Source organism: Pseudomonas sp. M1 (assembly GCF_022760135.1).
Taxonomy (GTDB): Bacteria; Pseudomonadota; Gammaproteobacteria; order Pseudomonadales; family Pseudomonadaceae; genus Pseudomonas; species Pseudomonas citronellolis.
In genome coordinates this window covers 1,893,415-1,914,491 of record NZ_CP094343.1, presented here as the reverse complement: position 1 = coordinate 1,914,491, position 21,077 = coordinate 1,893,415, and the positions used below count along the sequence as shown (strand labels likewise).

The window sequence follows — 21,077 nt, the reverse complement described above, 5'->3', positions numbered from 1 at the left end:
TCCTACGGGGCCGTTCGGCGTGCGCGAGAAGGTCGGCGTCAACCTGTAGGAGCGCGCCCTGCGCGCGATCGCGGGCAGGGCCCGCGAGGGGGCTACGGCTTACTCGGCAGCCGGCTTCTTGCGCTTGAGCGGCGCCATGCCGTCGTTGCTGACCACCGACGAGGGCGCCGCCTTCGGCTTGTTCGCCGGCTTGCGCTTGGCGGCGGGCTTGGCCCCGGCCTTCTTGCCGGAATCGGTCTTTTTCTTCTTGCTGCCGGCGGCCTTGCCCGAGGCCTTGACCTTCTTCGGCCCCTTGTAGCTGCCCTTGAGCTCCTTGATGGTGCGCTGCTCGAAACGCACCTTGAGGTAGCGCTCGATGCTCGACATCAGGTTCCAGTCGCTGTGCGACACCAGCGAGATGGCCAGGCCGGCCTCGCCCGCGCGGCCGGTGCGGCCGATACGGTGCACGTACTCGTCGCCGCGGCGCGGCATGTCGAAGTTCAGCACCAGGTCCAGGCCCTCGACATCCAGGCCGCGGGCGGCCACGTCGGTGGCGACGAGGATCTTCACCGCGCCCTGCTTCAGGCGCTCGATGGCCAGCTTGCGGTCCTTCTGGTCCTTCTCGCCGTGCAGCACGAAGACCTTGTGCCCGGCGGCGATCAGCCGGCCGGTCAGGCGGTCGGCCTGCACGCGGGTATTGGTGAAGACGATGGCCTTGTCGAAGGTCTCGTTCTCCAGCAGCCAATGCAGGATGGCTTCCTTGTGGGCGTTGTCGTCGACCAGGATGACCTGCTGCGCGATGTCCTCGTTCAGCTCGCTGACGCGGTTCAGCTGCAGGCTTTCCGGCTCGCGCAGCACCTGCTCGACCATCGCGTGCAGGCCGCTGCCGGCGGTGGCGGAGAACAGCAGGGTCTGGCGCTGCGCCGGGCAGGCGCCGGCAAGCTTGAGCACGTCCTCGGCGAAGCCCATGTCGAGCATGCGGTCGGCCTCGTCCAGCACCAGCACCTCGACGTCGCCCAGCGGCAGGTTGCCGGCGTTGAACTGCTCGTTCAGCCGGCCGGGAGTGCCGATGATGATCTCCGGGTTCTTGCGCAGGCGCGCGCCCTGCACCTTGAAGTCCTCACCGCCGGTGATCAGGCAGGCCTTGATGAAGGTGAACTGGGCGAAGCGCTCGACTTCCTTGAGGGTCTGCTGGGCCAGCTCGCGGGTCGGCAGCAGGATCAGCGCACGGGCGCCGGTCTTGGGCTTCTCCTCGCTGAGCAGGCGGTGCAGCAGCGGCAGCACGAAGGCGGCGGTCTTGCCGCTGCCGGTCTGCGCGGTCACGCGCAGGTCGCGGCCCTCCAGCGCCTTCGGGATGGCCGCGGCCTGGACGGCGGTCGGCTCGGTGAAGGACAGGGTTTCCAGCGCCTTGAGCAGGCGTTCGTGGAGGGCGAATTGGGCGAACAAGGCAGACCTCGGGAAGACGAAAAGACCAAATAGCTGCATAGCCTAACGGTTGCCGCGCCCGAAAGCAGGTTTTATTCGCCGGTCGCGATCCGCACGCCCCGTGTCGCCCTCGGGCAAGTCCGCCGCGCAGGCCCGTCCCAGACTGGCCGCAGGACAGCCTAAGGAGTGTCGAGATGCCGCATCGCCCCACCGCCGCCGAGCGCCTCGAGCGCCTGCCGCTGAGCCCCTACCACCGGCTGATCTTCGTGATCATCGCCCTGGCGTTCTTCTTCGACTCCATGGACCTGGCGATGATGACCTTCCTGCTCGGCTCGATCAAAACCGAGTTCGGCCTGTCCAGCGCCCAGGCCGGGTTGCTGGCCAGCTCCAGCTTCTTCGGCATGGTCCTGGGCGCGGCGCTGTCGGGCATGCTCGCCGACCGCTTCGGGCGCAAGCCGGTGTTCCAGTGGAGCATCGTGCTCTGGGGCCTGGCCAGCTACCTGTGCTCCACCGCCGGCGACGTGCAGAGCCTGACGCTGTACCGCGTGCTGCTGGGCATCGGCATGGGCATGGAATTCCCCATCGCCCAGTCGCTGCTCTCGGAGATGATCCCGGCCAGGGCCCGCGGCCGTTACATCGCCCTCATGGACGGCTTCTGGCCGCTGGGCTTCATCGCCGCCGGCTGCCTGTCCTACTTCGTGCTGCCGGCGGCCGGCTGGCGCAGCCTGTTCCTGCTGCTGGCCTTCCCGGCGCTGTTCGTCCTGGCCATCCGCTTCATGGTCCCGGAATCGCCGCGCTGGCTGGAGCAGGCCGGGCTGGCGGACAAGGCCGAGCGCTCGCTGCAGCGCATCGAGGCGCGGGTGATGGCCTCGCTGAAGCTATCCAGCCTGCCCGAGCCGCAGGCCCTGGCGCGCCCCGAGCCGAACCGCCCGGGCTTCTTCAGCGCCTTCGCCGAACTCTGGTCGCCGGCCTACCGCAGCCGCACCCTGACGGTCTGGAGCCTGTGGTTCTTCGCCCTGCTCGGCTTCTACGGGCTGACTTCCTGGCTCAGCGCCCTGCTGCAGCAATCCGGCTTCGCCGTGACGCAGTCGGTGTACTACACGGTGCTGATCTCCCTGGCCGGCATCCCCGGCTTCCTCTGCGCCGCCTGGCTGGTGGAGCGCTGGGGCCGCAAGCCCAGCTGCGTGCTGATGCTCCTGGGCGGTGGCGCCATGGCCTACGCCTACGGCCAGACCGCGGTGTTCGGCGGCAGCCTAGCGCTGCTGATCGGCTTCGGCCTGGCCATGCAGTTCTTCCTGTTCGGCATGTGGGCGGTGCTCTACACCTACACTCCGGAGCTGTACCCCACCTCGGCGCGCGCCACCGGCTCGGGCTTCGCCTCGGCGGTGGGGCGCGTCGGCTCGCTGCTGGGGCCCACGGTCAGCGGCCTGGTCCTGCCGGTGGCCGGCCAGGGCGGCGTGTTCACCCTCGGCGCGCTGTGCTTCCTGGTCGCCGCGGCGGTGGTCTGGGGCTTCGGCATCGAGACCCGCGGGCGCACCCTGGAGGAGCTGGCGGGCTGAGGTTACATTTCGGAAATATCCTGCTCGGCCCTGCCGCTAGCTTGCCGTTACAATGCCGCGCTCATCCCGGCCACCGCGGCCGGGCCTTCGCGGCTACCCCGTAGCCTCCGCACCACGCGCCACCCCGCACTGGCGCCCCGATCCAAAGGATGTTTCCGGCCTATGGACCTTTCCTCTCCCCTCGCCACCCTCCAGGGCTACTGGGCCCTGCTCGACCAACACCCGCTGACCAGCGCCGCCCTCGGCCTCGTCATCCTCCTCGCAGTGGCCTGGATCGTCGGCCGCCTGGCCCGCTTCCTGGTCCGCCGCGCCGCCGACCTGCTGGCGCGCCAGCCGGCCCTGAGCTGGCTCGCCGACCTGCGCGACAACCGCGTGTTCCAGCGCCTGGCGCAGACCGTGCCGTCGCTGGTGGTGCAGTTCGGCCTGGTGCTGATCCCCAACCTCACCGGCAGGCCCGAGGCCTTCCTGCGCAACCTGGCCATGGCGGTCACCGCGCTGTTCCTGCTGCTGGCCCTGAGCGCCCTGCTCGACGCTCTGCTGGACATCTACGCACGCACCGAGCACGCCCGCACCCGCTCGATCAAGGGCTACGTGCAACTGGCCAAGCTGTTCCTTTTCGTCTTCGGCGGCATAGTGGTGGTGTCGATCCTCATCGACCGCTCGCCGATGCTGCTGCTCTCCGGCCTGGGCGCCATGTCCGCGGTCCTGCTGCTGGTCTACAAGGACACCCTGCTGAGCTTCGTCGCCAGCGTGCAGCTGACCAGCAACGACATGCTGCGGGTGGGCGACTGGATCGAGATGCCCCAGGTCGGCGCCGACGGCGACGTGGTGGACATCACCCTGCACACGGTGAAGGTGCAGAACTGGGACAAGACCATCGTCTCGGTGCCCACCTGGCGCCTGATGTCCGAATCGTTCAAGAACTGGCGCGGCATGCAGCAGTCCGGCGGGCGGCGCATCAAGCGCAGCCTGTACCTCGACGCCAGCCAGGTGCGCTTCCTCGACGAGGCCGAGGCGCAGAAGCTGTCCGGCGTGCGCCTGCTGACCGACTACCTGCGGCGCAAGCAGGACGAGCTGGCCGAGTGGAACCAGGCCAACGCCGGCAACGTGCCGCTGTCGGCCAACCGCCGGCGGCTGACCAACATCGGCACCTTCCGCGCCTACGCCGAGGCCTACCTCAAGGCCCACCCGGACATCCACCCGCACATGACCTGCATGGTCCGCCAGCTGCAGCCCGGCGCCGAGGGCGTGCCCCTGGAGATCTACTGCTTCACCCGCACCACCGCGTGGCTGGACTACGAGCGCATCCAGGGCGACATCTTCGACTACCTGATGGCGGTGCTGCCGGAGTTCGGCCTGGGCGTCTACCAGCAGCCCAGCGGCCAGGACCTGCGTGGCGGGCTGCAGGGCCTGCTGCCGACGCCGGCGGCTCGTGGCGAACGCCACCCGGCGCTGGACATGGAACAGGCCTGAGAACCCGCGCCAGGCTCCGATCGGACGGGCGACAGCCCCCGGCCTGGCTGCCTCGCCTGGCCGGTGCCATGCTCAAGGCAGGCGCGCGCTTCCGCGCGCCTTTCCCGGAGAAACGCCGTGTCCGCCACCCTCATCTATTACGTGGCCAGCAGCCTGGACGGCTACATCGCCCGCCCCGACGGCAGCGTCGACTGGCTGGACGCATTCGACGGCCATGACGACGACCATGGCTATTCAGCCTTCTACGCCGGCATCGACGGCCTGCTGATGGGCCGCGGCACCTACCTGCAATGCCTGGACTTCGGCGACTGGCCCTACCCGGACAAGCCGGCCATCGTCCTCACCCGCGCCAACCAACTGCCGCTGGCCTCGCCCCAGGTGGAACTGCAGCACTGCCCGCCCAGCGAAGCCCTGGCCAACCTGGAGGCCCGCGGCTGCCAGCGCATCTGGCTGGTGGGCGGCGGCAGCCTGGCCGGCAACTGCCTGGCGGCGGACTTGCTCGACGAGGTGATCGTCAGCATCATTCCGCACCTGCTCGGCGCCGGCATCCCGCTGTTCGGCATCGGGCTCGAACGGCGCCTGCAGTTGCTGGAACAGCGCAGCTTCCCCAGCGGCATCGTGCAGGTGCGCTACCAGGTCCTCAAGTGAGCCCCCGCGCCGCCGCCGAACCGGAAGAGCTGGCCTGGCTGGAAGACGGCCGCCACCCCGAGCCGCTGGCGCCGCTGCTGCGCGAAAAAGTCCTGCCGGCGCTGCGCGAACACCTCGCCGACTGACGAAAATCGTCAGAGGGCCTGCATTTCGTCGGGTTTTTCCCTGCGACATCAGGTCCCACCCCGCGCCTTTCCCGCCCCCTTCCGGACATGCTCGCGCGGCCCTTGGCCATCTCCCGGCAACCCGCCTGGCATAGGGCTTTCGGCTATAAGGTCGGCGCCCGACCGGGCAGTCCGAACACATGTCATCGAACGCCCGCCGAGTCACATGGGCTTATCCACAAGCGACGGACGGTCAAAACACTGTCACGAAAAGTCGGTCAGAATGCGCGGAATTTTTCGCGGACCAAAGGAAACCATCGCCCGCCGAAGAGCAACGGCGATCCAGCGGAGTCTGGGTTACATCCACAACCAGAAAGAAGACATGCCGAATGCGCAGTACCCTTTTGACATGCCTTTCCATAGGCTTGGCAGCCAGTTTGGCCGCCGTTGTAACCGGGGTGGAAGCTTCCCCACGGGCCTCGCGTTCCTACGCGCCCGCCCCTCTCGAACTCCGTGTCCCGGTACAGGGCAAGGAGCTGCTGAGCATAGCCCAACCGGCGAAGCAGCAGCCCAGTGACGCCCACCAGGTCACCCAGCGCGCCTTCAGCATGATCGGCACGCCCTACCGCTGGGGCGGCACCTCGCCCAAGGGTTTCGACTGCAGCGGCCTGGTCAAGTACGTGTTCCGCGACGTCGACGACGTCGAGTTGCCGCGCACCGCACGGGCCATCTACCAGAGCAGCAACCCCAAGGTGGCGCGCCGCGACCTGCAGCCCGGCGACCTGGTGTTCTTCCGCATCCGCAGCCGCAACGTCGACCACGTGGGCATCTACGTCGGCAATGACCGCTTCGTCCACGCCCCGCGCCGCGGGCAGCGGGTGAAGGTGGCCAACCTCAACGACAAGTACTGGCAACGCCATTACCTGGCGGCCAAGCGCGTGCTGCCGGAGACCCTGGCCAAGGCCGACCTGCCGGGCAATCGCTTCGAGTAAGGGCCCGCGCCGCAAGAACAAGGACGCCGTTTTCCCGGGCAGGGAAAACGGCGTTTTTCATGGGCGCGGGGCCAACGGCGGATAACCGCGAACGGTTATTCGCCCCACGGTTGGGCAGGGCTGTAGGAGCGGGCCCTGCCCGCGAATCGCGCGCAGGGCGCGCTCCTACATTGAAATGGCGTGGCTGAAAGCGTGCCTCATCACGCCCCACCACCCCGCCGCTCGCGCCGCGCCTGCTTGCGCAGCAGCCGCGCGCTGTCCCAGCCGGTGAGCAGGATGGCCAGCCAGATCGGCCCGTAGGTCCACAACTGCTGCGGCTGGAACGCCTCGCCGAGGAACAGCACCGCCAGCAGGAACAGCAGCATCGGCTCGACATAGCTGAGGATGCCGAACAGCCCCATGGGCAGCAGCCGGCTGGAGGCCATCATGGCGGCGAAGGCCAGGGCGCTGATCAGCCCCAGCATCGGCAGCAGCGCCCACAGCCGCGGCGTCTCGGCGAACACCTGGAGGTCGCCGAAGTGCCAGATGGTCCACAGGGCGAAGGGCAGCAGCACCGCCATCTCGAAGACGAAGCCGGACAGCGCGTCCACGCCCATGCGCCGGCGCAGCATGAAATACGGTGGATAACCCAGGGCGGTGATCAGGCTGAACCAGGAGAAGGCGCGGGTCAGCCACAGTTCGTGGAGCACGCCGACCAGCGCGCAGGCCACGGCGATGCCCTGCAGCGGCGTCAGGCGCTCGCCGTAGAACAGCCGGCCGCAGAGCACCATGGTCAGCGGCAGCAGGAAGTAGCCCAGGGACAGCTGCAGGGTCTGGCCGACCATGGGCGCGTAGATGAACACGCCCCACTGCACCAGCATCATCGCCGCGCTCAGCGGGAAGCACAGCAGCAGCCAGCGCTCGCGCAGCAGGCGCCGGCCGGCATCGCGCAGCACGCCGCCCTGGCCGGTGAAGGCCACCAGCAGCAGGACCATGGGGATCGACCAGACCACCCGGTGCGCCACGATCTGGATGCTGTCCAGCGGCGCCAGCCAGCGCAGGTAGCCCGGCAGCGTGACGAAGAGCACCGAGGCGGCCAGGGAAAGGACGACGCCGCGACCGGAAATGTTCATGCCACGGCCCTCCGCGCCAGCCCCAGACGGTTCACCCAGAGCGACGCCACTATCACCCCGCCACCCAGGGCCAGGCGGGCCAGGTCGGCATGTTCGTTCCAGATCAGCAGGTTGATCAGCAGCCCCACCGGCACGTGCAGGTTGTTCATCACCGCCAGGGTGCCGCCATCCACCAGCGTAGCCCCCTTGTTCCACCAGAACTGCCCAAGGGCAGTGGCCAGCAAGCCCATGAACAGCAGCACCAGCCATTGCACCTCGGTGGTCGGCAGCTTGGCCGGGTTGCCCAGCAGCACCCAGCCGGGCAACGCCACCAGCAGCGCGCCGACGAAGAAGTAGCCGAAGCGCCGGTACTGCGGGATGTCCGACGGGTAGCGCGCCACCAGGTGCTTGTACAGCACCTGGCCGGCGGCGAAGGTGGCGTTGGCCAGTTGCAGCAGCAGGAAGCCTTCGACGAAGTCGCCGCTGACGCCGTCGTAACGGATGATCGCCGCGCCCAGCACCGCCACCGCCGCGGCCAGCAGCGCCCAGGGGTTGAAGCGGCGGTTCAGGGCGTCGTCGATCAGCGCCACGTGCAGCGGCGTGAGCACGGTGAACAGCAGCACCTCGGGCACCGTCAGCACCCGGAAGCTCTGGTACAGGCAGACGTAGGTGATGCCGAACTGCAGCGCGCCGACCAGCATCACCCCGCCGATGAAGCGCGGCGCCACCCCGCGCCAGCGCGTCAGCGGCAGGAACACCGCGCCAGCCAGCAGCACCCGGGTGAGCACGGCGAAATAGCTGTCGACCTGGCCGGCGAGGTATTCACCGATCAGGCTGAAGGAAAACGCCCAGAGGACGGTTACGAAAAGCAGGTAAGGCATGACCGGACAGGCGCACCGAAAAGGGGCGTGGAACATAGCGGTTTTGCCGGGGCGAAGAAAGGGCCAGGGTGCTGTCCGGCATGAACGGGAGGTTCAGCGTCGGCCTGTAGCGGGCCCTGCCCGCGATTCGCGCGCAGGGCGCGCTCCTACATGGGAACGACGTGGATAGGATTCATCCGCGATCCCGCCGGCAGGGCCGGCGCCCCATGTCATCGCGAACCCCGGCAAAGAAAAAGCCCGGTCGACATTCGCAGGGGGGAAGTGCGTCGACCGGGCGTCGCGCCCAGGAGCGACGGGCGCGCAAGTGGTAAGCCGGAATCTGGGGTCAGGCCACCGCGGCCAGTTGCTCGCGGGCCTTGGCCAGGCCTTTCTCGGCGAACTCGGGGCCCATGTTCAGACCCTCGGCATGGACGAAGGTGACGTCGTGGATGCCGATGAAGGCCAGGGCCTGGCGCAGGTAGGGCTCCTGGTGGTCCAGCGGGCCGCCGGCGTAGACGCCGCCGCGGCTGGTCAGGATGTAGGCGCGCTTGCCGCCGAGCAGGCCCTGGGGACCGGTCTCGGTGTACTTGAAGGTGACGCCGGCGCGCAGCACGTGGTCCAGCCAGGACTTCAGGGTGCTGGGGATGGCGAAGTTGTACATGGGCACGGCCAGCACCAGCACGTCGGCGGCCAGCAACTCCTCGGTGAGCAGGTTGGAACGCTGCAGCGCGGCCTGCTCGGCGGCGCTGTGCTGCTCGGCCGGCTTCATCCAGCCGCCCAGCAGGTCGGCGTCCAGGTGCGGCACCTGTTCCAGCGCCAGGTCGCGGACCTGGATCTCGTCGGCGGGGTGGGCGGCGCGCCAGTTGGCGATGAATTCGGCGGTCAGCTGGCGGGAGACCGAACCTTGTTGGCGGGCGCTGCTTTCGATTACCAGAACACGGGACATGGGCTTGACCTCCAGCGGTCGTTTGCGTCGATGGAGGCCAGCTTATGGAATGACTTATCGATAAAAAAGCAGAAATAATTGCTTCAAAATATCGATTTAGTTGATTTGTACCGCGTCTGCTCCTAGTCTGGAGAACATGCGCTGCCGGCTCAGGCCGGGTTGCAGGTCAGCTTGATGCGCAGCTTGATGATGGCGCGGCCGAAGCTGGCGGTGAGGTTGCTGGACTTGCCGGCGGCGAGCACCGTCTTGCGCACCTTGGGCGACTCCGGGCCGTTCTGGAACACCGCGGTGCAGGCCACGTCCTGCTTGCCGTAGTTCTGCAACAGCACGGCGCCCATGCTGTCGCCGATGTCCTGGGTCTGGACGTCGATCTCCGTGCCGTTGAGGGACTTCTCCACCTCGATCGGGTAGGCCAGGGCGGTCAACGGCAGCGACAGCAGCAACGCACAGCAGATTCTTTTCATGTGGCGGTCTCGCTCGGTTCAGGCAGAGCGCCAGATTAGACAAGAGGAGGCGAGGATGAAAGCGCCCCGCGTTACCCTGGATCAATGGCGCACGCTGCAGGCGGTGGTCGACCACGGCGGCTTCGCCCAGGCCGCCGAGGCCCTGCATCGCTCGCAGTCTTCCATCAGCTATACGGTGGCGCGCATGCAGGAGCAGCTCGGCGTGCCGCTGCTGCGCATCGACGGCCGCAAGGCGGTGCTCACCGAGGCCGGCGAGGTGCTGCTGCGGCGCTCGCGGCAACTGGTGAAGAGCGCCGGCCAGCTGGAGGAACTGGCCCACCACATGGAGCAGGGCTGGGAGCCGGAAGTGCGCTTGGTGGTGGACGCCGCCTACCCCACCCTGCGCCTGGTCCGCGCGCTGTCCGCGTTCGTGCCGCAGAGCCGCGGCTGCCGCGTGCTGCTGCGCGAGGAGGTGCTTTCCGGCGTCGAGGAGGCGCTGCAGCAGGGCCATGCGGACCTGGCCATCAGCGGCCTGAACATCGCCGGCTACCTGGGCGCCGACCTGTGCACCGTGGAATTCGTCGCCGTGGCCAACCCCGACCATCCCTTGCACCGCCTGCAGCGCGAGCTGACGCACCAGGACCTGGAAAGCCAGATGCAGGTGGTCATCCGCGACTCCGGCCGCCTGCAGCCGCGCGACGTCGGCTGGCTGGGCGCCGAGCAGCGCTGGACGGTGGGCAGCCTGGCCACCGCCGCCACCTTCGTCGGCAACGGCCTGGGCTTCGCCTGGCTGCCGCGGCACATGATCGAGCGCGAACTGCGCGACGGCTCGCTCAAGCCGCTGCCGCTGACCCAGGGCGTCACCCGCGAGAGCCGCTTCTATCTTTATCCGAACAAGGAAAAGCCCCTGGGCCCGGCCACGCAGATCCTCGTCGAGCTGCTGAAGACCTTCGCCAACGTGCCCCTGGACGCCCCCTTCGCCGCGCCGCCGAGCGCCTGACCCGGAGAACCGCCGATGCCCTACCTGCACCACGACGGCCAGCGCCTGTACTTCGAGGACAGCGGCCAGGGCACGCCCGTGCTGCTGGTGCACGGCCTGGGCTCGAGCAGCCGTGACTGGGAATACCAGGTGCCGGAGCTGCTCCGGCGGCACCGGGTGATCGCCCTCGACGTGCGCGGCCACGGCCAGTCCGACAAGCCCCGCGAGCGCTACAGCATCGCCGGCTTCGCCGAGGACGTGGCGGCGCTGATCGAGGAACTGCGCCTGGCCCCGGTGCACCTGGTGGGCATCAGCATGGGCGGGATGATCGGCTTCGAGCTGGCCACCCGCCGGCCGGAACTGCTCAAGAGCCTGACCATCGTCAACAGCGCACCGGAAGTGAAGCCGCGCACCCTGCGCGAATACCTGGAAGTGGCGCGCCGGCTGTTCCTCGCCCACGTGCTGGGCCTGGACACCGTGGGCAAGGCCCTCGGCAAGCTGCTGTTCCCCAAGCCGGAGCAGGCCGACCTGCGGCGCAAGATCGAGCAGCGCTGGCCGCAGAATGACAAACGCGCTTACCTTTCCAGCCTGCACGCCATCATCGGCTGGGGTGTGCAGGAGCGCCTGGGGCGCATAACCTGTCCGACACTGGTGGTCAGCGCCGACCGCGACTACACCCCGGTGACGCTCAAGCAGGCCTACGTGGAGCGCCTGCCCAACGCGCGCCTGGTGGTGATCGAGGATTCGCGCCACGCCACCCCGCTGGACCAGCCGCAAGCCTTCAACAGCACCCTGCTCGACTTCCTCGAGCAGGTAGACCATTCCTAAAACACCTCAGGAAACATCCGCAAAATGACCCTGTTCAAACGCTTCCTGCTCGCCGCCTGTTCCCTCGTCCTGGCCACCTCGGCGCTCGCCGCCGACCCGGCGAAACCCCACGTGCTGCTGTCCACCACCCTGGGCGAGATCGAGGTGGAACTCGACAGCGCCAAGGCGCCGATCAGCGTGAAGAACTTCCTCGGCTACGTCGACAGCGGCTTCTACAACGGCACCATCTTCCACCGGGTGATCCCCGGCTTCATGGTGCAGACCGGCGGCTTCACCGAGAAGATGCAGGAGAAGGACACCGGCGAGCCGATCAAGAACGAGGCCGACAACGGCCTGCTCAACGCCCGCGGCACCCTGGCCATGGCCCGCACCAGCGACGTGAACTCGGCCACCAGCCAGTTCTTCGTCAACCTGACCGACAACGACTTCCTCGACCACGGCCAGCGCGACTTCGGCTACGCCGTGTTCGGCAAGGTCGTGCGCGGCATGGGCGTGGTCGACATGATCGCCAAGGTGCCCACCACCAACCGCGGCATGTACCAGAACGTGCCCGCCGAGCCGGTGGTCATACTCTCCGCCAAGCGTCTCTGAGAATCCCCGATTCCCACGCTGACGGAGGCCTGAAACGGCGGGCCCGGGACGGGCCCGCGACAACCGAGAGACATCATGCTCTACCGCCGCTTCGAAAAGCTCATCGACCCCTTCCGCGACGCCCCCGAGCACATGCCGCCGGCCGACGTCTGGCGCTTCTACACCTACTACCTGCGCCAGGTCTGGCCGGTGTTCTCGATCCTGCTGGTGGTCGGCCTGATCGTCGCCCTGATCGAGGTGGCGCTGTTCAGCTACCTGGGGCGCATCGTCGACCTGGCGCAGAACACCGCGCCCGCCGACTTCTTCCGCCTGCACGGCAACGAACTGGCCTGGATGGCCGCGGTGGCGCTGGTGCTGCGCCCGCTGTTCAACGCCCTGCACGACATGCTGGTGCACCAGAGCATCAACCCCAGCATGACCAACCTGATCCGCTGGCAGAACCACCGCTACGTGCTCAAGCAGAGCCTGGGCTTCTTCCAGAACGACTTCGCCGGGCGCATCGCCCAGCGCATCATGCAGACCGGCAACTCGCTGCGCGACTCGGCGGTGCAGGTGGTGGACGCCCTCTGGCACGTGGCGATCTACACCATCAGCGCCCTGGTGCTGTTCGCCGAGGCCGACTGGCGGCTGATGATCCCCCTGGTGCTCTGGGTGATCGCCTACGTCGGCGCCCTCGCCTACTTCGTGCCGCAAGTGAAGCGCCGCTCGGTGGCCGCCTCGGACTCGCGCTCCAAGCTGATGGGGCGCATCGTCGACGGCTACACCAACATCACCACCCTCAAGCTGTTCGCCCACACCCGCCAGGAAGAGGACTACGCCCGCGAGGCCATCGCCGAGCAGACGCACAAGGCCCAGCGCGCCGGGCGCGTGGTGACCTCCATGGACGTCAGCATCACCATCATGAACGGCATCCTCATCGCCGGCACCACGGGCCTGGCGCTGTGGCTGTGGAGCCAGGAACTGATCTCGGTGGGCGCCATCGCCCTGGCCACCAGCCTGGTGATCCGCATCAACAACATGTCCGGCTGGATCATGTGGGTGGTCGGCGGCATCTTCGAGAACATCGGCCAGGTGCAGGACGGCATGCAGACCATCGCCATCCCCCGCCAGGTGGTCGACGCGCCCGACGCCAAGCCGCTGGTGGTGGCGCGCGGCGAGGTGCGCTTCGACGAGGTGGACTTCAGCTACGGCAAGGGCAGCGGCCTGATCCAGGGCCTGGACCTGGTGGTGCGCCCGGGCGAGAAGATCGGCCTGGTCGGCCCCTCCGGCGCCGGCAAGTCGACCCTGGTCAACCTGCTGCTGCGCCTGTACGACATCGAGGGCGGGCGCATCCTGATCGACGATCAGGACATCGCCCACGTGACCCAGGAGAGCCTGCGCGCGCAGATCGGCATGGTCACCCAGGACACCTCGCTGCTGCACCGCTCGATCCGCGACAACCTGCTCTACGGCCGCCCCGGCGCCAGCGAGGAGGAGTTGCAGGAGGCGGTGCGCAAGGCCCGCGCCAGCGAATTCATCCCGCAGCTGTACGACGCCCAGGGCCGCACCGGCCTCGACGCCCACGTCGGCGAGCGCGGCGTGAAGCTCTCCGGCGGCCAGCGCCAACGCATCGCCATCGCCCGCGTGCTGCTCAAGGACGCACCGATCCTGATCCTCGACGAAGCCACCTCGGCGCTGGATTCGGAAGTGGAATCGGCCATCCAGGAAAGCCTGGAGACGCTGATGCAGGGCAAGACGGTGATCGCCATCGCCCACCGCCTCTCCACCATCGCCCGCATGGACCGCCTGGTGGTGCTGGAACACGGCCGCATCGTCGAAAGCGGCAGCCACGCCGAGCTGATCGAACACGGCGGCCTCTACGCCCGCCTGTGGCGCCACCAGACCGGCGGGTTCGTGGGGGTGGATTAACCCGCAATCCCCCCTGTAGGAGCGCGCCCTGCGCACGATTTCGCGGGCAGGGCCCGCTCCTACAGGGCAGGCAGCGCATTCGGTAGCGGCCAGCGCTCTTTCCTCAGGGGTTGGAAGCGATATTCAGTCCTTTCCCCTGAGGACTGAATATGGACGAGCAATCCCCGGGCCATTCGGCGCTGCGCAAAGGTCGGTTTTCCCAGCCTCATACGACCTACCTGGTTACGACCACCACATACGACCGCACACCCATTTTTCGCTGCTTTCCTGCCGCCTGTGCGGCAGCGCGCTGCTTCGGCGACCCGAGGCTCCTCGACGACTGCCATATGCTGGCTTGGGTACTGATGCCCGACCATGCCCACTGGCTGCTCCAGATCGGTTCTGGGGCGAGCTTGAACAGTCTTGTGAACCGTCTGAAATCATGCAGTGCCCGGCACGTGAACCAGTGCCTGGGCAGGTCCGGAACACTATGGGCACGGGCGTATCATGATCGCGCACTGCGCCGAGACGAGGACCTGCGTGCCGCCGCACGCTACGTCGTCGCCAATCCCCTACGTGCCGGCCTGGTGGCCAAGGTTGGCGACTACCCCTTCTGGAACGCGGTCTGGCTGTAGGAGCGCGCCCTGCGCGCGAAATCGCGGGCAGGGCCCGCTCCTACAGGTTGACGCCGAATCTCCCGCCCAGCCGCTTCGCGAAGCACCGCACCTTGTAATTGGATGGACTCACCCTCACCGAGGCGTCGAGGCGCCACGGTGGCGGTCTAAGAAGCCACCGACAGTGAGGGTGAGTCCATGAAAAAGCATACGACGATGAATAAGCCGGTGTCTGCAACCGATGTATCGGTGTGCACGACAGTCGCCGTGGATCTGGCGAAAAAGGTCTTCCAGGTGGCGGGGGAAGACGCCCAGGGTCAACTGGCATACGAACAGCGAATCAAGTCGCGTGAAGCGTTTCAGGTGTTTCTGCAGAAGCTGCCGGAGGGCGTGACGGTGCTGATGGAAACCGGCCCTGGAGCACAAGCCTGGGCTCGGCTGCTGCAGGCGCAGGGCAACCCGGTGCGTATCCTGCCGGCTCAGCGGGTGGCCGAGCACCGGAGCGGAGCGAAGAATGATCGCAATGATGCCCACGCCATTCTGCGGGCGGGCCGGGATAGCAGTATCGCGTCGGTGCCGGTGAAGAGCGTCGCGGCACTGGCGATGCAGGCCTGGCACCGTGTCCGGCGGGGCTATGTGCAGCGGCGCACCGCCATGGGTAATCAGATCCGCGGGCTGCTGCTGGAGCAGGGCATCGCCCTGGCGCAGGGGGATGTAGGCTTGAAGCAAGGTGTCACCCGGGTGCTGGAAGACGCCCGCCAGCCGTTGCCGGCGCTGCTGCGCGAGCTGATCGACGAGATGCTGAACGAATGGAAACGGCTGGGCGAGCGTATCGCCGCGCTGACCGGGCGTCTGGAAGCCTGTGCCGCCGCCGACCCGACAGCCAAACGGCTGATGACGGTACGTGGTATCGGTCCGATCACGGCCACGGCCTTGCTGGCCAAACAGGTCGAGCCGGAACGTTTCGCCAATGCGCGTCAGTTCGCTGCCTACTTCGGTATCGTGCCCGACCAGCACAGCAGCGGGCAGAAGGTACGGCTGGGCAAGATGACCAAGCGTGGCGACGCCTATGTGCGCAGCCTGATGGTGGTGGGCTCGCATGCGGTGTTGAAGCAACTGCGGCCCGATTCCGAACACCCGGATGATCGGCGCCTGCAGCGCTGGCTACAACGTCTGGGGCGCAAGGGCGCGGCAGTGCGACTGGCCAACCGCAACCTGCGTATCGCCTGGGTGCTGCTGTGCAGCGAACAAACCTACCAGCGCAAGCCGAATGCTTACCGGGAGATGGAAATGAGCCACTGATCAACGAGTTCCCGCCAACGGGGCGCCAAGTCGCTCCAACCCTTGCTGAAGAACATTGACCCCTGGTCAGACCGTCGCGGATCGATGCCTACGCTCCTACCGGCCTTCGAGGCCTCTTTGTAATCGGCATTCCGCGGGCTTACCCAATGTTGGCCAGAAGCCCGACGTGGCTTCCTCGAACAGGCCTAATACATAGATGCAGTCGGGTTTTCATGTTCAAAAGCGGGTTGACGGTGGGGGTGAGTCCATACATAGGAGCGCGCCCTGCGCGCGATTTCGCGGGCAGGGCCCGCTCCTACGGGTTGACGCCGAATCTCCTGCCCAGCCCATTCGCAAAGCACCGCACCTTGTAGGAGCGCGCCCTGCGCGCGAATCGCGGGCAGGGCCCGCTTCTACAGGATTCTTGCGGCATATCGCCCAGTCCGTTAATGAAGCCTTAAGCCTCTATCCCGAACCCTGCGACAAGTCGCCGCATCACCCCAGTCGATGATCATTAGCAAGCACATCAATTTCTCGCGTGGGGTGGTTCGGTGGTCATATCTGTTCCACGCCCCGCCACGCGGTGGACGCCTGAAGCATCGCCCCCTGCCCGCCCCCGGACCCGCGGCCAGACATCGGATGCCAGTGCTCCAGGGCGGGGCTTCATCCCCTTCGCTATGAGGACCACCAGAATGAAGATTGCTTCTGTCGTATCGGCGGTGCTTTCCAGCCTCGCTCCCATGGTCTTCGCCCAGGACGCGATCAAGGAGCCGGGCGCCGACCTTCCGACGGTCGAATATCACTACGGCATGTCGCTGGATATCGACAAGGTGCTGCACCGTACCGACAACTCGCACAAGGTGGGCATGGTCCCCGCCTACCTCGTGTACCAGGACCACGAGGGCACCACGCACCGCGTGCGCTTCCTCGAATGGGGCGGCCAGGCGAGCCACGTCTGAGCCCCACCCGGTCTCGGTCCCTGGCCGACTTGGCCACCCCGCGAGCCTGTCGTAGCGGCCGGGGGCCGACCTTCTACCCGACTTCCCCTTACTCCGCCTGCCGGTAAGGCAGCGCCGCCCGCGCCTCCTCGGCGTAGGCGCGGATGCCGGCGCGTTCCTCGGCGAGGAAGTCGTCCACCGCGGCGCGCAGGCCCGGGTGCCCCAACTGGTGCCAGGAGCGCGTGAGCACCGGCTCGAAGCCGCGGATCAGCTTGTGCTCGCCCTGGGCGCCGGCGTCGAAACGGCGCAGCCCGGCGGCCAGGGCGTAGTCCAGGCCCTGGTAGAAGCAGGTTTCGAAGTGCAGGCGGTCGTACTCCGCCAGGCAGCCCCAGTAGCGCCCGTAGAGGGTGTCGCCATCCACCAGGCTGAAAGCCATGGCCACCGGCCGTCCGTTGCGGCGGGCGAAGACCACGCGGATCGCCTCGCCCATGCGCTCGGCCAGCAGGCTGAAGAACTCGCGCGTGAGGTACGGCGCCTGGCCGCGCACCTCGTAGGTGCTGGCGTAGCAGGCATAGACGAAGTCCCAGTCGGCCTCGGCCAGTTCGGGTCCCTCCATCCAGCGGAACTCCATGCCCTGCCCCGCCACCTGCTCACGCTCCTTGCGCAGTTGCTTGCGCTTGCGCGAGGCCAGTGCATCGAGGAAGTCCTGGAAATCCCGGTAACCGCGGTTGAACCAGTGGTACTGGCAGCCCAGGCGTTCCAGCCAGCCGCCCTGCGCGGCGATCAGCCCGTCGGCGCGCGGGTCGGTGAAGTTCACGTGCACGCCGGACCACACGCCTTCCGCGGTGCCCTCGGCCAGCACGCCCAGCAACTCGGCGATGCCCTCGTCCGAGCCCAGCAGGCGCGCACCGCTCACCGGCGAGAAGGGCACGCCCACCAGCAGCTTGGGGTAGTAGCGGATGCCGGCGCGCTGGCAGGCGTCCGCCCAGCCCCAGTCGAACACGTATTCGCCATAGGAATGCGCCTTCACGTAGGCCGGCAGCGCCGCGCACAGCCGCCCGGCGGCGTCGAGCAGCACATGGTGCGACGGGCGCCAGCCGGTGCGCGCAGTGACGCTGCCGCTGTCCTCCAGGCTGGCGAGGAAGGCATGGCGCAGGAACGGCTGGGCGTCCGGCAGCAGGGCGTCCCACTGGCCGGGCGCGAGGTCGCCGAGGCGGGAAAGTCTGTGGATAGGCATGCCGACAGTCTGGCGCCGGGCGCGGCGGAAGAAAAGAGCTGCGGCGCCCTTCGTCGCCCCGTCCTTGCACGGCCGGCCCGCTGTTCTAAGGTGGGGTTACGCGAAAGCACAGGCCCCGCCGCCGGCGGGACAGCCACGCCAGAGCGGCGCGGCGCCTGGCGCCGGCAATGGCGCAGGCAGCGCCCCCTGGCCCGACAGCGAGGTCCATGCCATGCAAACCCTGCAATGCACCCATCGCGACTACACCATCATCGCCCGCGTCTTCGAACACCCGGGGCTGCCCACGCCCTATGCCGGCGGCTGCCAGATCATCGCCCCGGACGGACGCAGCACGCGGCGCCAGCCGCTGCCGACGAAGATGGCCTTCCTCGCCGACCTGGACGCCGCGCAGCACGCCTCCATCGCCCACGGCAAGTGGCTGGTGGACCAGAGCCTGGACAGCGACCGCGACCTGTTCCACTAGGCCTCAGTCGGCCAGGGCCTCGGCCTCGGTCATGCCGCCCGGCTCGCCGAGCGGCCGCTGCAGGGCCAGGAACTGCTGCGCCGAGAGCCGCCAGGACTGCCCGGCGGCCCATTCGGCGCAGGCCTGGCGGTCCAGCGCCAGGGCGCGCAGGCAGGCCTTGCGCAGGTCGCTATCGATGGCGCCAATGACGCCATCCTCCAGCACGTCCAGCGGGCCCGGCACCGGGAAGGCGGCCACCGGCGTACCGCAGGCCAGGGCCTCGTACATCACCAGGCCGAGGGTGTCGGTGCGCGAGGGGAACACCAGTACACTGGCCGCGCGATAGGCTTCGGCCAGCGTCTCGCCATGGCGGTAGCCGAGGAATTCCACCTGGGGATAACGCGCCTGCAGCTCGCCGCGTGACGGGCCGTCGCCGACCACCCGCTTGAGCCCGGGCAGGTCCAGGTCGAGGAAGGCTTCCAGGTTCTTCTCCGGCGCCAGGCGCCCGACATAGAGGAACACCGGGCCCTCGGCAGGCCCCGGCCCCATCTGGAACTGCGTGGTATCCACGCCCTTGCGCCACAGTTCCAGGGCCTGCACACCCCAGTCAGCGAAGGCGCCGCGCATGCGCTCGCTGCTCACCAGCACCGCCGCGCTGGGCGCGTGGAAGCGGCGCAACACGGCGTAGCCGAAGGACAACGGCAGCCAGGACCAGCGGTTGTTCAGGTATTCCGGGAAGCGCGTGTGGATCGCCGTGGTGAAGGCCAGGCCACGGCGCAACAGCCAGCGCCGCGCGGCCCAGCCCAACGGGCCCTCGGTGGCCAGGTGCACGCAGTCCGGGGCGAAGGCCTCGATGGCCGGGCCGACCTTCCACAGGTCCCAGGCCAGGGGGATTTCCGGGTAGCTCGGGCAGGGCCGGCTGCGGAACTCGGCCGGCGACAGCAGGCGCACCTGGTGCCCCATCGCTTCCAGTTCAGCGACCAGCGCGCGCAGGCTGGTCACCACGCCGTTCACCTGCGGCGCCCAGGCGTCGCTGACGATCAGCAGCCTCATGCCGCCGGCTCGGCGACGATGGCCTCGCTGGCGTGCTGGAGCTGCTCCTCGGCCAGGCGGTAGAGCTGGATGCTGCCGTCCCAGTGCTCGATCAGCGCCGTGCAGGACTCCACCCAGTCGCCGCAGTTGAGGTACTCCACCTCGCCGATCTGGCGGATCTCCGCGTGGTGGATGTGCCCGCAGACCACGCCGTTCAGCCCGCGCTTGTGGACTTCGTGGGCGATGGCTTCCTCGAAGTCGCTGATGAAGTTCACCGCGGTCTTCACCTTGTGCTTCAGGTACGCCGACAGCGACCAGTAGCCATAGCCGTAGCGGCTGCGCCAGTGGTTCAGCCAGCGGTTGAGGGTCAGGGTGAATTCGTAGGCCGAGTCGCCGAGGAACGCCAGCCAGCGGTGGTAGCGGGTGATGACGTCGAACTGGTCGCCGTGGATCACCAGCAGGCGGCGGCCGTCGGCGGTGGTGTGCTCGATCTCGTCGACCAGGCGGATGTTGCCCAGCAGCAGCGTGGAGTAACGGCGCAGGAACTCGTCGTGGTTGCCGGTGACGTAGATCACCTCGGTGCCGCGCTTGCTCATGGTCAGCAGGCGGCGGATCACGTTGGTGTGCGCCTGCGGCCAGTAGATGCCGCCGCGCAGCTTCCAGCCGTCGATGATGTCGCCCACCAGGTAGATGCGCTCGGCGTGGTAGCGCTTGAGGAAGCCCGCCAGGTGCTCGGCCTGGCAGTCGCGCGTGCCCAGGTGGACGTCGGATATCCACAGGGTGCGCACCCGTTGTTTCTTGGTCGGCATCAGGCGTTGGGCGCTGGTCATGGGCGGCCTCCGGCGGGGTTTAGTCGATTTTCCGGCCCGGCGGTGACCCGCGCATGACGGCCGCGCGACAGTCCCGTGACAGCCTGCGCCGCGCTAGACTGTGGGCCTGCCCCCGGAGCCCGCCATGAGCCAGATCCTCTCCCTGCGCCGCTACAGCCACGAGCACCTCGCCCACAGCCACGACCACGCGCAACTGGTCCTGGGGCTGTCCGGCGATCTGGAGTTCGAGGTCGGCGGCCTGGGCAGCCGCGTCACCCGCCAGCACTTCGCGGTGGTGCCGCGCGGCGCGCACCACGCCTGCGCCGCCCCCGGCGGCAGCCAGTGCCTGGTGTTCGACCTGGAGGACGAGGACCTGCTCCTGCGCGGCCTGGGCGAACACGCACAGAGCATCCGCCGCCTGCTGGAGCGCCCCGCCGCCCTGGCCCTGAACCCGGCCCAGGGGCAACTGGTGCACTGGCTGGCCGCCAGCCCCCTGCAGGACCCGGTGATCGCCCGCCAGGGCGCCCTGCTGCTGCTCGCCAGCCTGGCCGGCATGCGCGCCGCCGAGGAACCGGCGCGCCTGCCGCTGGCCAGCCTGGACGCCTACGTCGACCGTCATGCCGGGCACCCGCTGCAGGTCGCCGACCTGGCGCGGCTGGCCGGGCTGTCGGCGGCGCGCTTCCACGCCCGCTTCCTCGCCGAGACCGGGCAGACGCCCATGGACTACGTGCGCCAGCGCCGCCTGCAACTGGGCCGCGAACTGCTCTGCGCCACGCACCTGGCGGTGGGCGAGATCGCCGCGCGGGTCGGCTATGCCTCGCAGAGCGCCTTCACCGCCGCCCTGGTCCGCCAGTTCGGCAGCACGCCGCGGCAGATCCGCCGCGAGGCGCGCGACAATTCCCGCTAGCCGCGCGACAGA

The 21,077-nt window shown here is 68.2% G+C and carries 22 protein-coding genes; 14 read left to right on the top strand and 8 right to left on the bottom strand.

Annotated elements, in window-relative coordinates; all coding sequences use genetic code 11:
* Window positions 1-99: 99 nt before the first annotated feature.
* Window positions 100-1,464, bottom strand: a complete 1,365-nt coding sequence (locus PM1_RS08765; protein WP_152604470.1) for a DEAD/DEAH box helicase — start codon at window positions 1,462-1,464, stop codon at window positions 100-102.
* Between the two features lie 134 nt (window positions 1,465-1,598).
* Here PM1_RS08765 and PM1_RS08760 point away from each other — a divergent pair, with 134 nt between their 5' ends.
* The 5 genes from PM1_RS08760 to PM1_RS08740 all read left to right on the top strand — a co-directional run bounded on the left by PM1_RS08760 (window position 1,599) and on the right by PM1_RS08740 (window position 6,180).
* The gene (locus tag PM1_RS08760; protein WP_009623622.1) at window positions 1,599-2,963 is read left to right on the top strand and encodes an MFS transporter; all 1,365 of its coding nucleotides are present in this window, start codon (window positions 1,599-1,601) and stop codon (window positions 2,961-2,963) included.
* Between the two features lie 162 nt (window positions 2,964-3,125).
* Entirely contained in the window at window positions 3,126-4,436 is a 1,311-nt protein-coding gene (locus tag PM1_RS08755) for a mechanosensitive ion channel family protein (protein WP_009623624.1), read from the top strand.
* Between the two features lie 117 nt (window positions 4,437-4,553).
* The gene (locus PM1_RS08750) at window positions 4,554-5,084 is read left to right on the top strand and encodes a dihydrofolate reductase family protein (RefSeq protein WP_009623626.1); all 531 of its coding nucleotides are present in this window, start codon (window positions 4,554-4,556) and stop codon (window positions 5,082-5,084) included.
* Window positions 5,081-5,209, top strand: a complete 129-nt coding sequence (locus PM1_RS08745) for a hypothetical protein (protein ID WP_009623629.1) — start codon at window positions 5,081-5,083, stop codon at window positions 5,207-5,209. Before PM1_RS08750 ends, PM1_RS08745 begins: the two co-directional genes overlap by 4 nt.
* Before the next feature lie 368 nt (window positions 5,210-5,577).
* Window positions 5,578-6,180, top strand: coding sequence for a C40 family peptidase (locus PM1_RS08740; protein ID WP_009623631.1), 603 nt, complete (start codon window positions 5,578-5,580; stop codon window positions 6,178-6,180).
* A 200-nt stretch (window positions 6,181-6,380) separates the two neighbouring features.
* Here PM1_RS08740 and rarD read toward each other — a convergent pair whose 3' ends face one another.
* The 4 genes from rarD to PM1_RS08720 form a co-directional block, all read right to left on the bottom strand.
* The gene (gene rarD / locus PM1_RS08735) at window positions 6,381-7,292 is read right to left on the bottom strand and encodes an EamA family transporter RarD (RefSeq protein WP_009623633.1); all 912 of its coding nucleotides are present in this window, start codon (window positions 7,290-7,292) and stop codon (window positions 6,381-6,383) included.
* Entirely contained in the window at window positions 7,289-8,152 is an 864-nt protein-coding gene (locus tag PM1_RS08730) for a carboxylate/amino acid/amine transporter (RefSeq protein ID WP_024128565.1), read from the bottom strand. The genes rarD and PM1_RS08730 overlap by 4 nt, the downstream gene beginning before the upstream one ends.
* Window positions 8,153-8,477: 325 nt before the next feature.
* Window positions 8,478-9,077, bottom strand: coding sequence for an FMN-dependent NADH-azoreductase (locus tag PM1_RS08725; protein ID WP_009623634.1), 600 nt, complete (start codon window positions 9,075-9,077; stop codon window positions 8,478-8,480).
* A gap of 149 nt (window positions 9,078-9,226) precedes the next feature.
* Window positions 9,227-9,541 carry a hypothetical protein gene (locus PM1_RS08720; RefSeq protein WP_009623635.1) on the bottom strand — a complete coding sequence of 105 codons (315 nt, stop codon included), beginning with the start codon at window positions 9,539-9,541 and terminating at the stop codon, window positions 9,227-9,229.
* A 55-nt stretch (window positions 9,542-9,596) separates the two neighbouring features.
* Here PM1_RS08720 and PM1_RS08715 point away from each other — a divergent pair, with 55 nt between their 5' ends.
* The 7 genes from PM1_RS08715 to PM1_RS08685 all read left to right on the top strand — a co-directional run bounded on the left by PM1_RS08715 (window position 9,597) and on the right by PM1_RS08685 (window position 16,659).
* A complete protein-coding gene (locus PM1_RS08715) occupies window positions 9,597-10,520 on the top strand; it encodes a LysR family transcriptional regulator (RefSeq protein WP_009623637.1) in 924 nt (307 codons plus the stop codon).
* 15 nt (window positions 10,521-10,535) lie between these two features.
* The gene (locus PM1_RS08710; protein WP_009623639.1) at window positions 10,536-11,327 is read left to right on the top strand and encodes an alpha/beta fold hydrolase; all 792 of its coding nucleotides are present in this window, start codon (window positions 10,536-10,538) and stop codon (window positions 11,325-11,327) included.
* A gap of 30 nt (window positions 11,328-11,357) precedes the next feature.
* Window positions 11,358-11,918 carry a peptidylprolyl isomerase gene (locus PM1_RS08705; protein WP_024128564.1) on the top strand — a complete coding sequence of 187 codons (561 nt, stop codon included), beginning with the start codon at window positions 11,358-11,360 and terminating at the stop codon, window positions 11,916-11,918.
* 75 nt (window positions 11,919-11,993) lie between these two features.
* Window positions 11,994-13,826: an ABC transporter ATP-binding protein gene (locus PM1_RS08700; protein WP_009623643.1), complete on the top strand. Its 1,833-nt coding sequence runs from the start codon at window positions 11,994-11,996 to the stop codon at window positions 13,824-13,826.
* A 149-nt stretch (window positions 13,827-13,975) separates the two neighbouring features.
* Window positions 13,976-14,440, top strand: a complete 465-nt coding sequence (locus PM1_RS08695; protein WP_009623645.1) for an REP-associated tyrosine transposase — start codon at window positions 13,976-13,978, stop codon at window positions 14,438-14,440.
* Window positions 14,441-14,617: 177 nt separating this feature from the next.
* Window positions 14,618-15,721: an IS110 family transposase gene (locus PM1_RS08690; protein ID WP_043300127.1), complete on the top strand. Its 1,104-nt coding sequence runs from the start codon at window positions 14,618-14,620 to the stop codon at window positions 15,719-15,721.
* 671 nt (window positions 15,722-16,392) lie between these two features.
* Window positions 16,393-16,659: a DUF2790 domain-containing protein gene (locus tag PM1_RS08685; protein ID WP_009620414.1), complete on the top strand. Its 267-nt coding sequence runs from the start codon at window positions 16,393-16,395 to the stop codon at window positions 16,657-16,659.
* Between the two features lie 88 nt (window positions 16,660-16,747).
* Here PM1_RS08685 and PM1_RS08680 read toward each other — a convergent pair whose 3' ends face one another.
* Window positions 16,748-17,875, bottom strand: a complete 1,128-nt coding sequence (locus PM1_RS08680; protein ID WP_009620416.1) for a GNAT family N-acetyltransferase — start codon at window positions 17,873-17,875, stop codon at window positions 16,748-16,750.
* A gap of 211 nt (window positions 17,876-18,086) precedes the next feature.
* Between PM1_RS08680 and PM1_RS08675 the strand changes: the two genes are divergently transcribed.
* Complete coding sequence (locus tag PM1_RS08675; RefSeq protein WP_009620418.1) at window positions 18,087-18,338, top strand: hypothetical protein; 252 nt, start codon at window positions 18,087-18,089, stop codon at window positions 18,336-18,338.
* Between the two features lie 3 nt (window positions 18,339-18,341).
* On the opposite strand, the gene PM1_RS08670 is transcribed toward PM1_RS08675, so the two are convergent.
* Entirely contained in the window at window positions 18,342-19,370 is a 1,029-nt protein-coding gene (locus tag PM1_RS08670) for a glycosyltransferase family 4 protein (RefSeq protein WP_009620420.1), read from the bottom strand.
* A complete protein-coding gene (locus PM1_RS08665) occupies window positions 19,367-20,179 on the bottom strand; it encodes a UDP-2,3-diacylglucosamine diphosphatase (protein ID WP_009620422.1) in 813 nt (270 codons plus the stop codon). The genes PM1_RS08670 and PM1_RS08665 overlap by 4 nt, the downstream gene beginning before the upstream one ends.
* Before the next feature lie 124 nt (window positions 20,180-20,303).
* Between PM1_RS08665 and PM1_RS08660 the strand changes: the two genes are divergently transcribed.
* The gene (locus tag PM1_RS08660) at window positions 20,304-21,065 is read left to right on the top strand and encodes a helix-turn-helix transcriptional regulator (protein WP_009620424.1); all 762 of its coding nucleotides are present in this window, start codon (window positions 20,304-20,306) and stop codon (window positions 21,063-21,065) included.
* Window positions 21,066-21,077 lie beyond the last annotated feature (12 nt).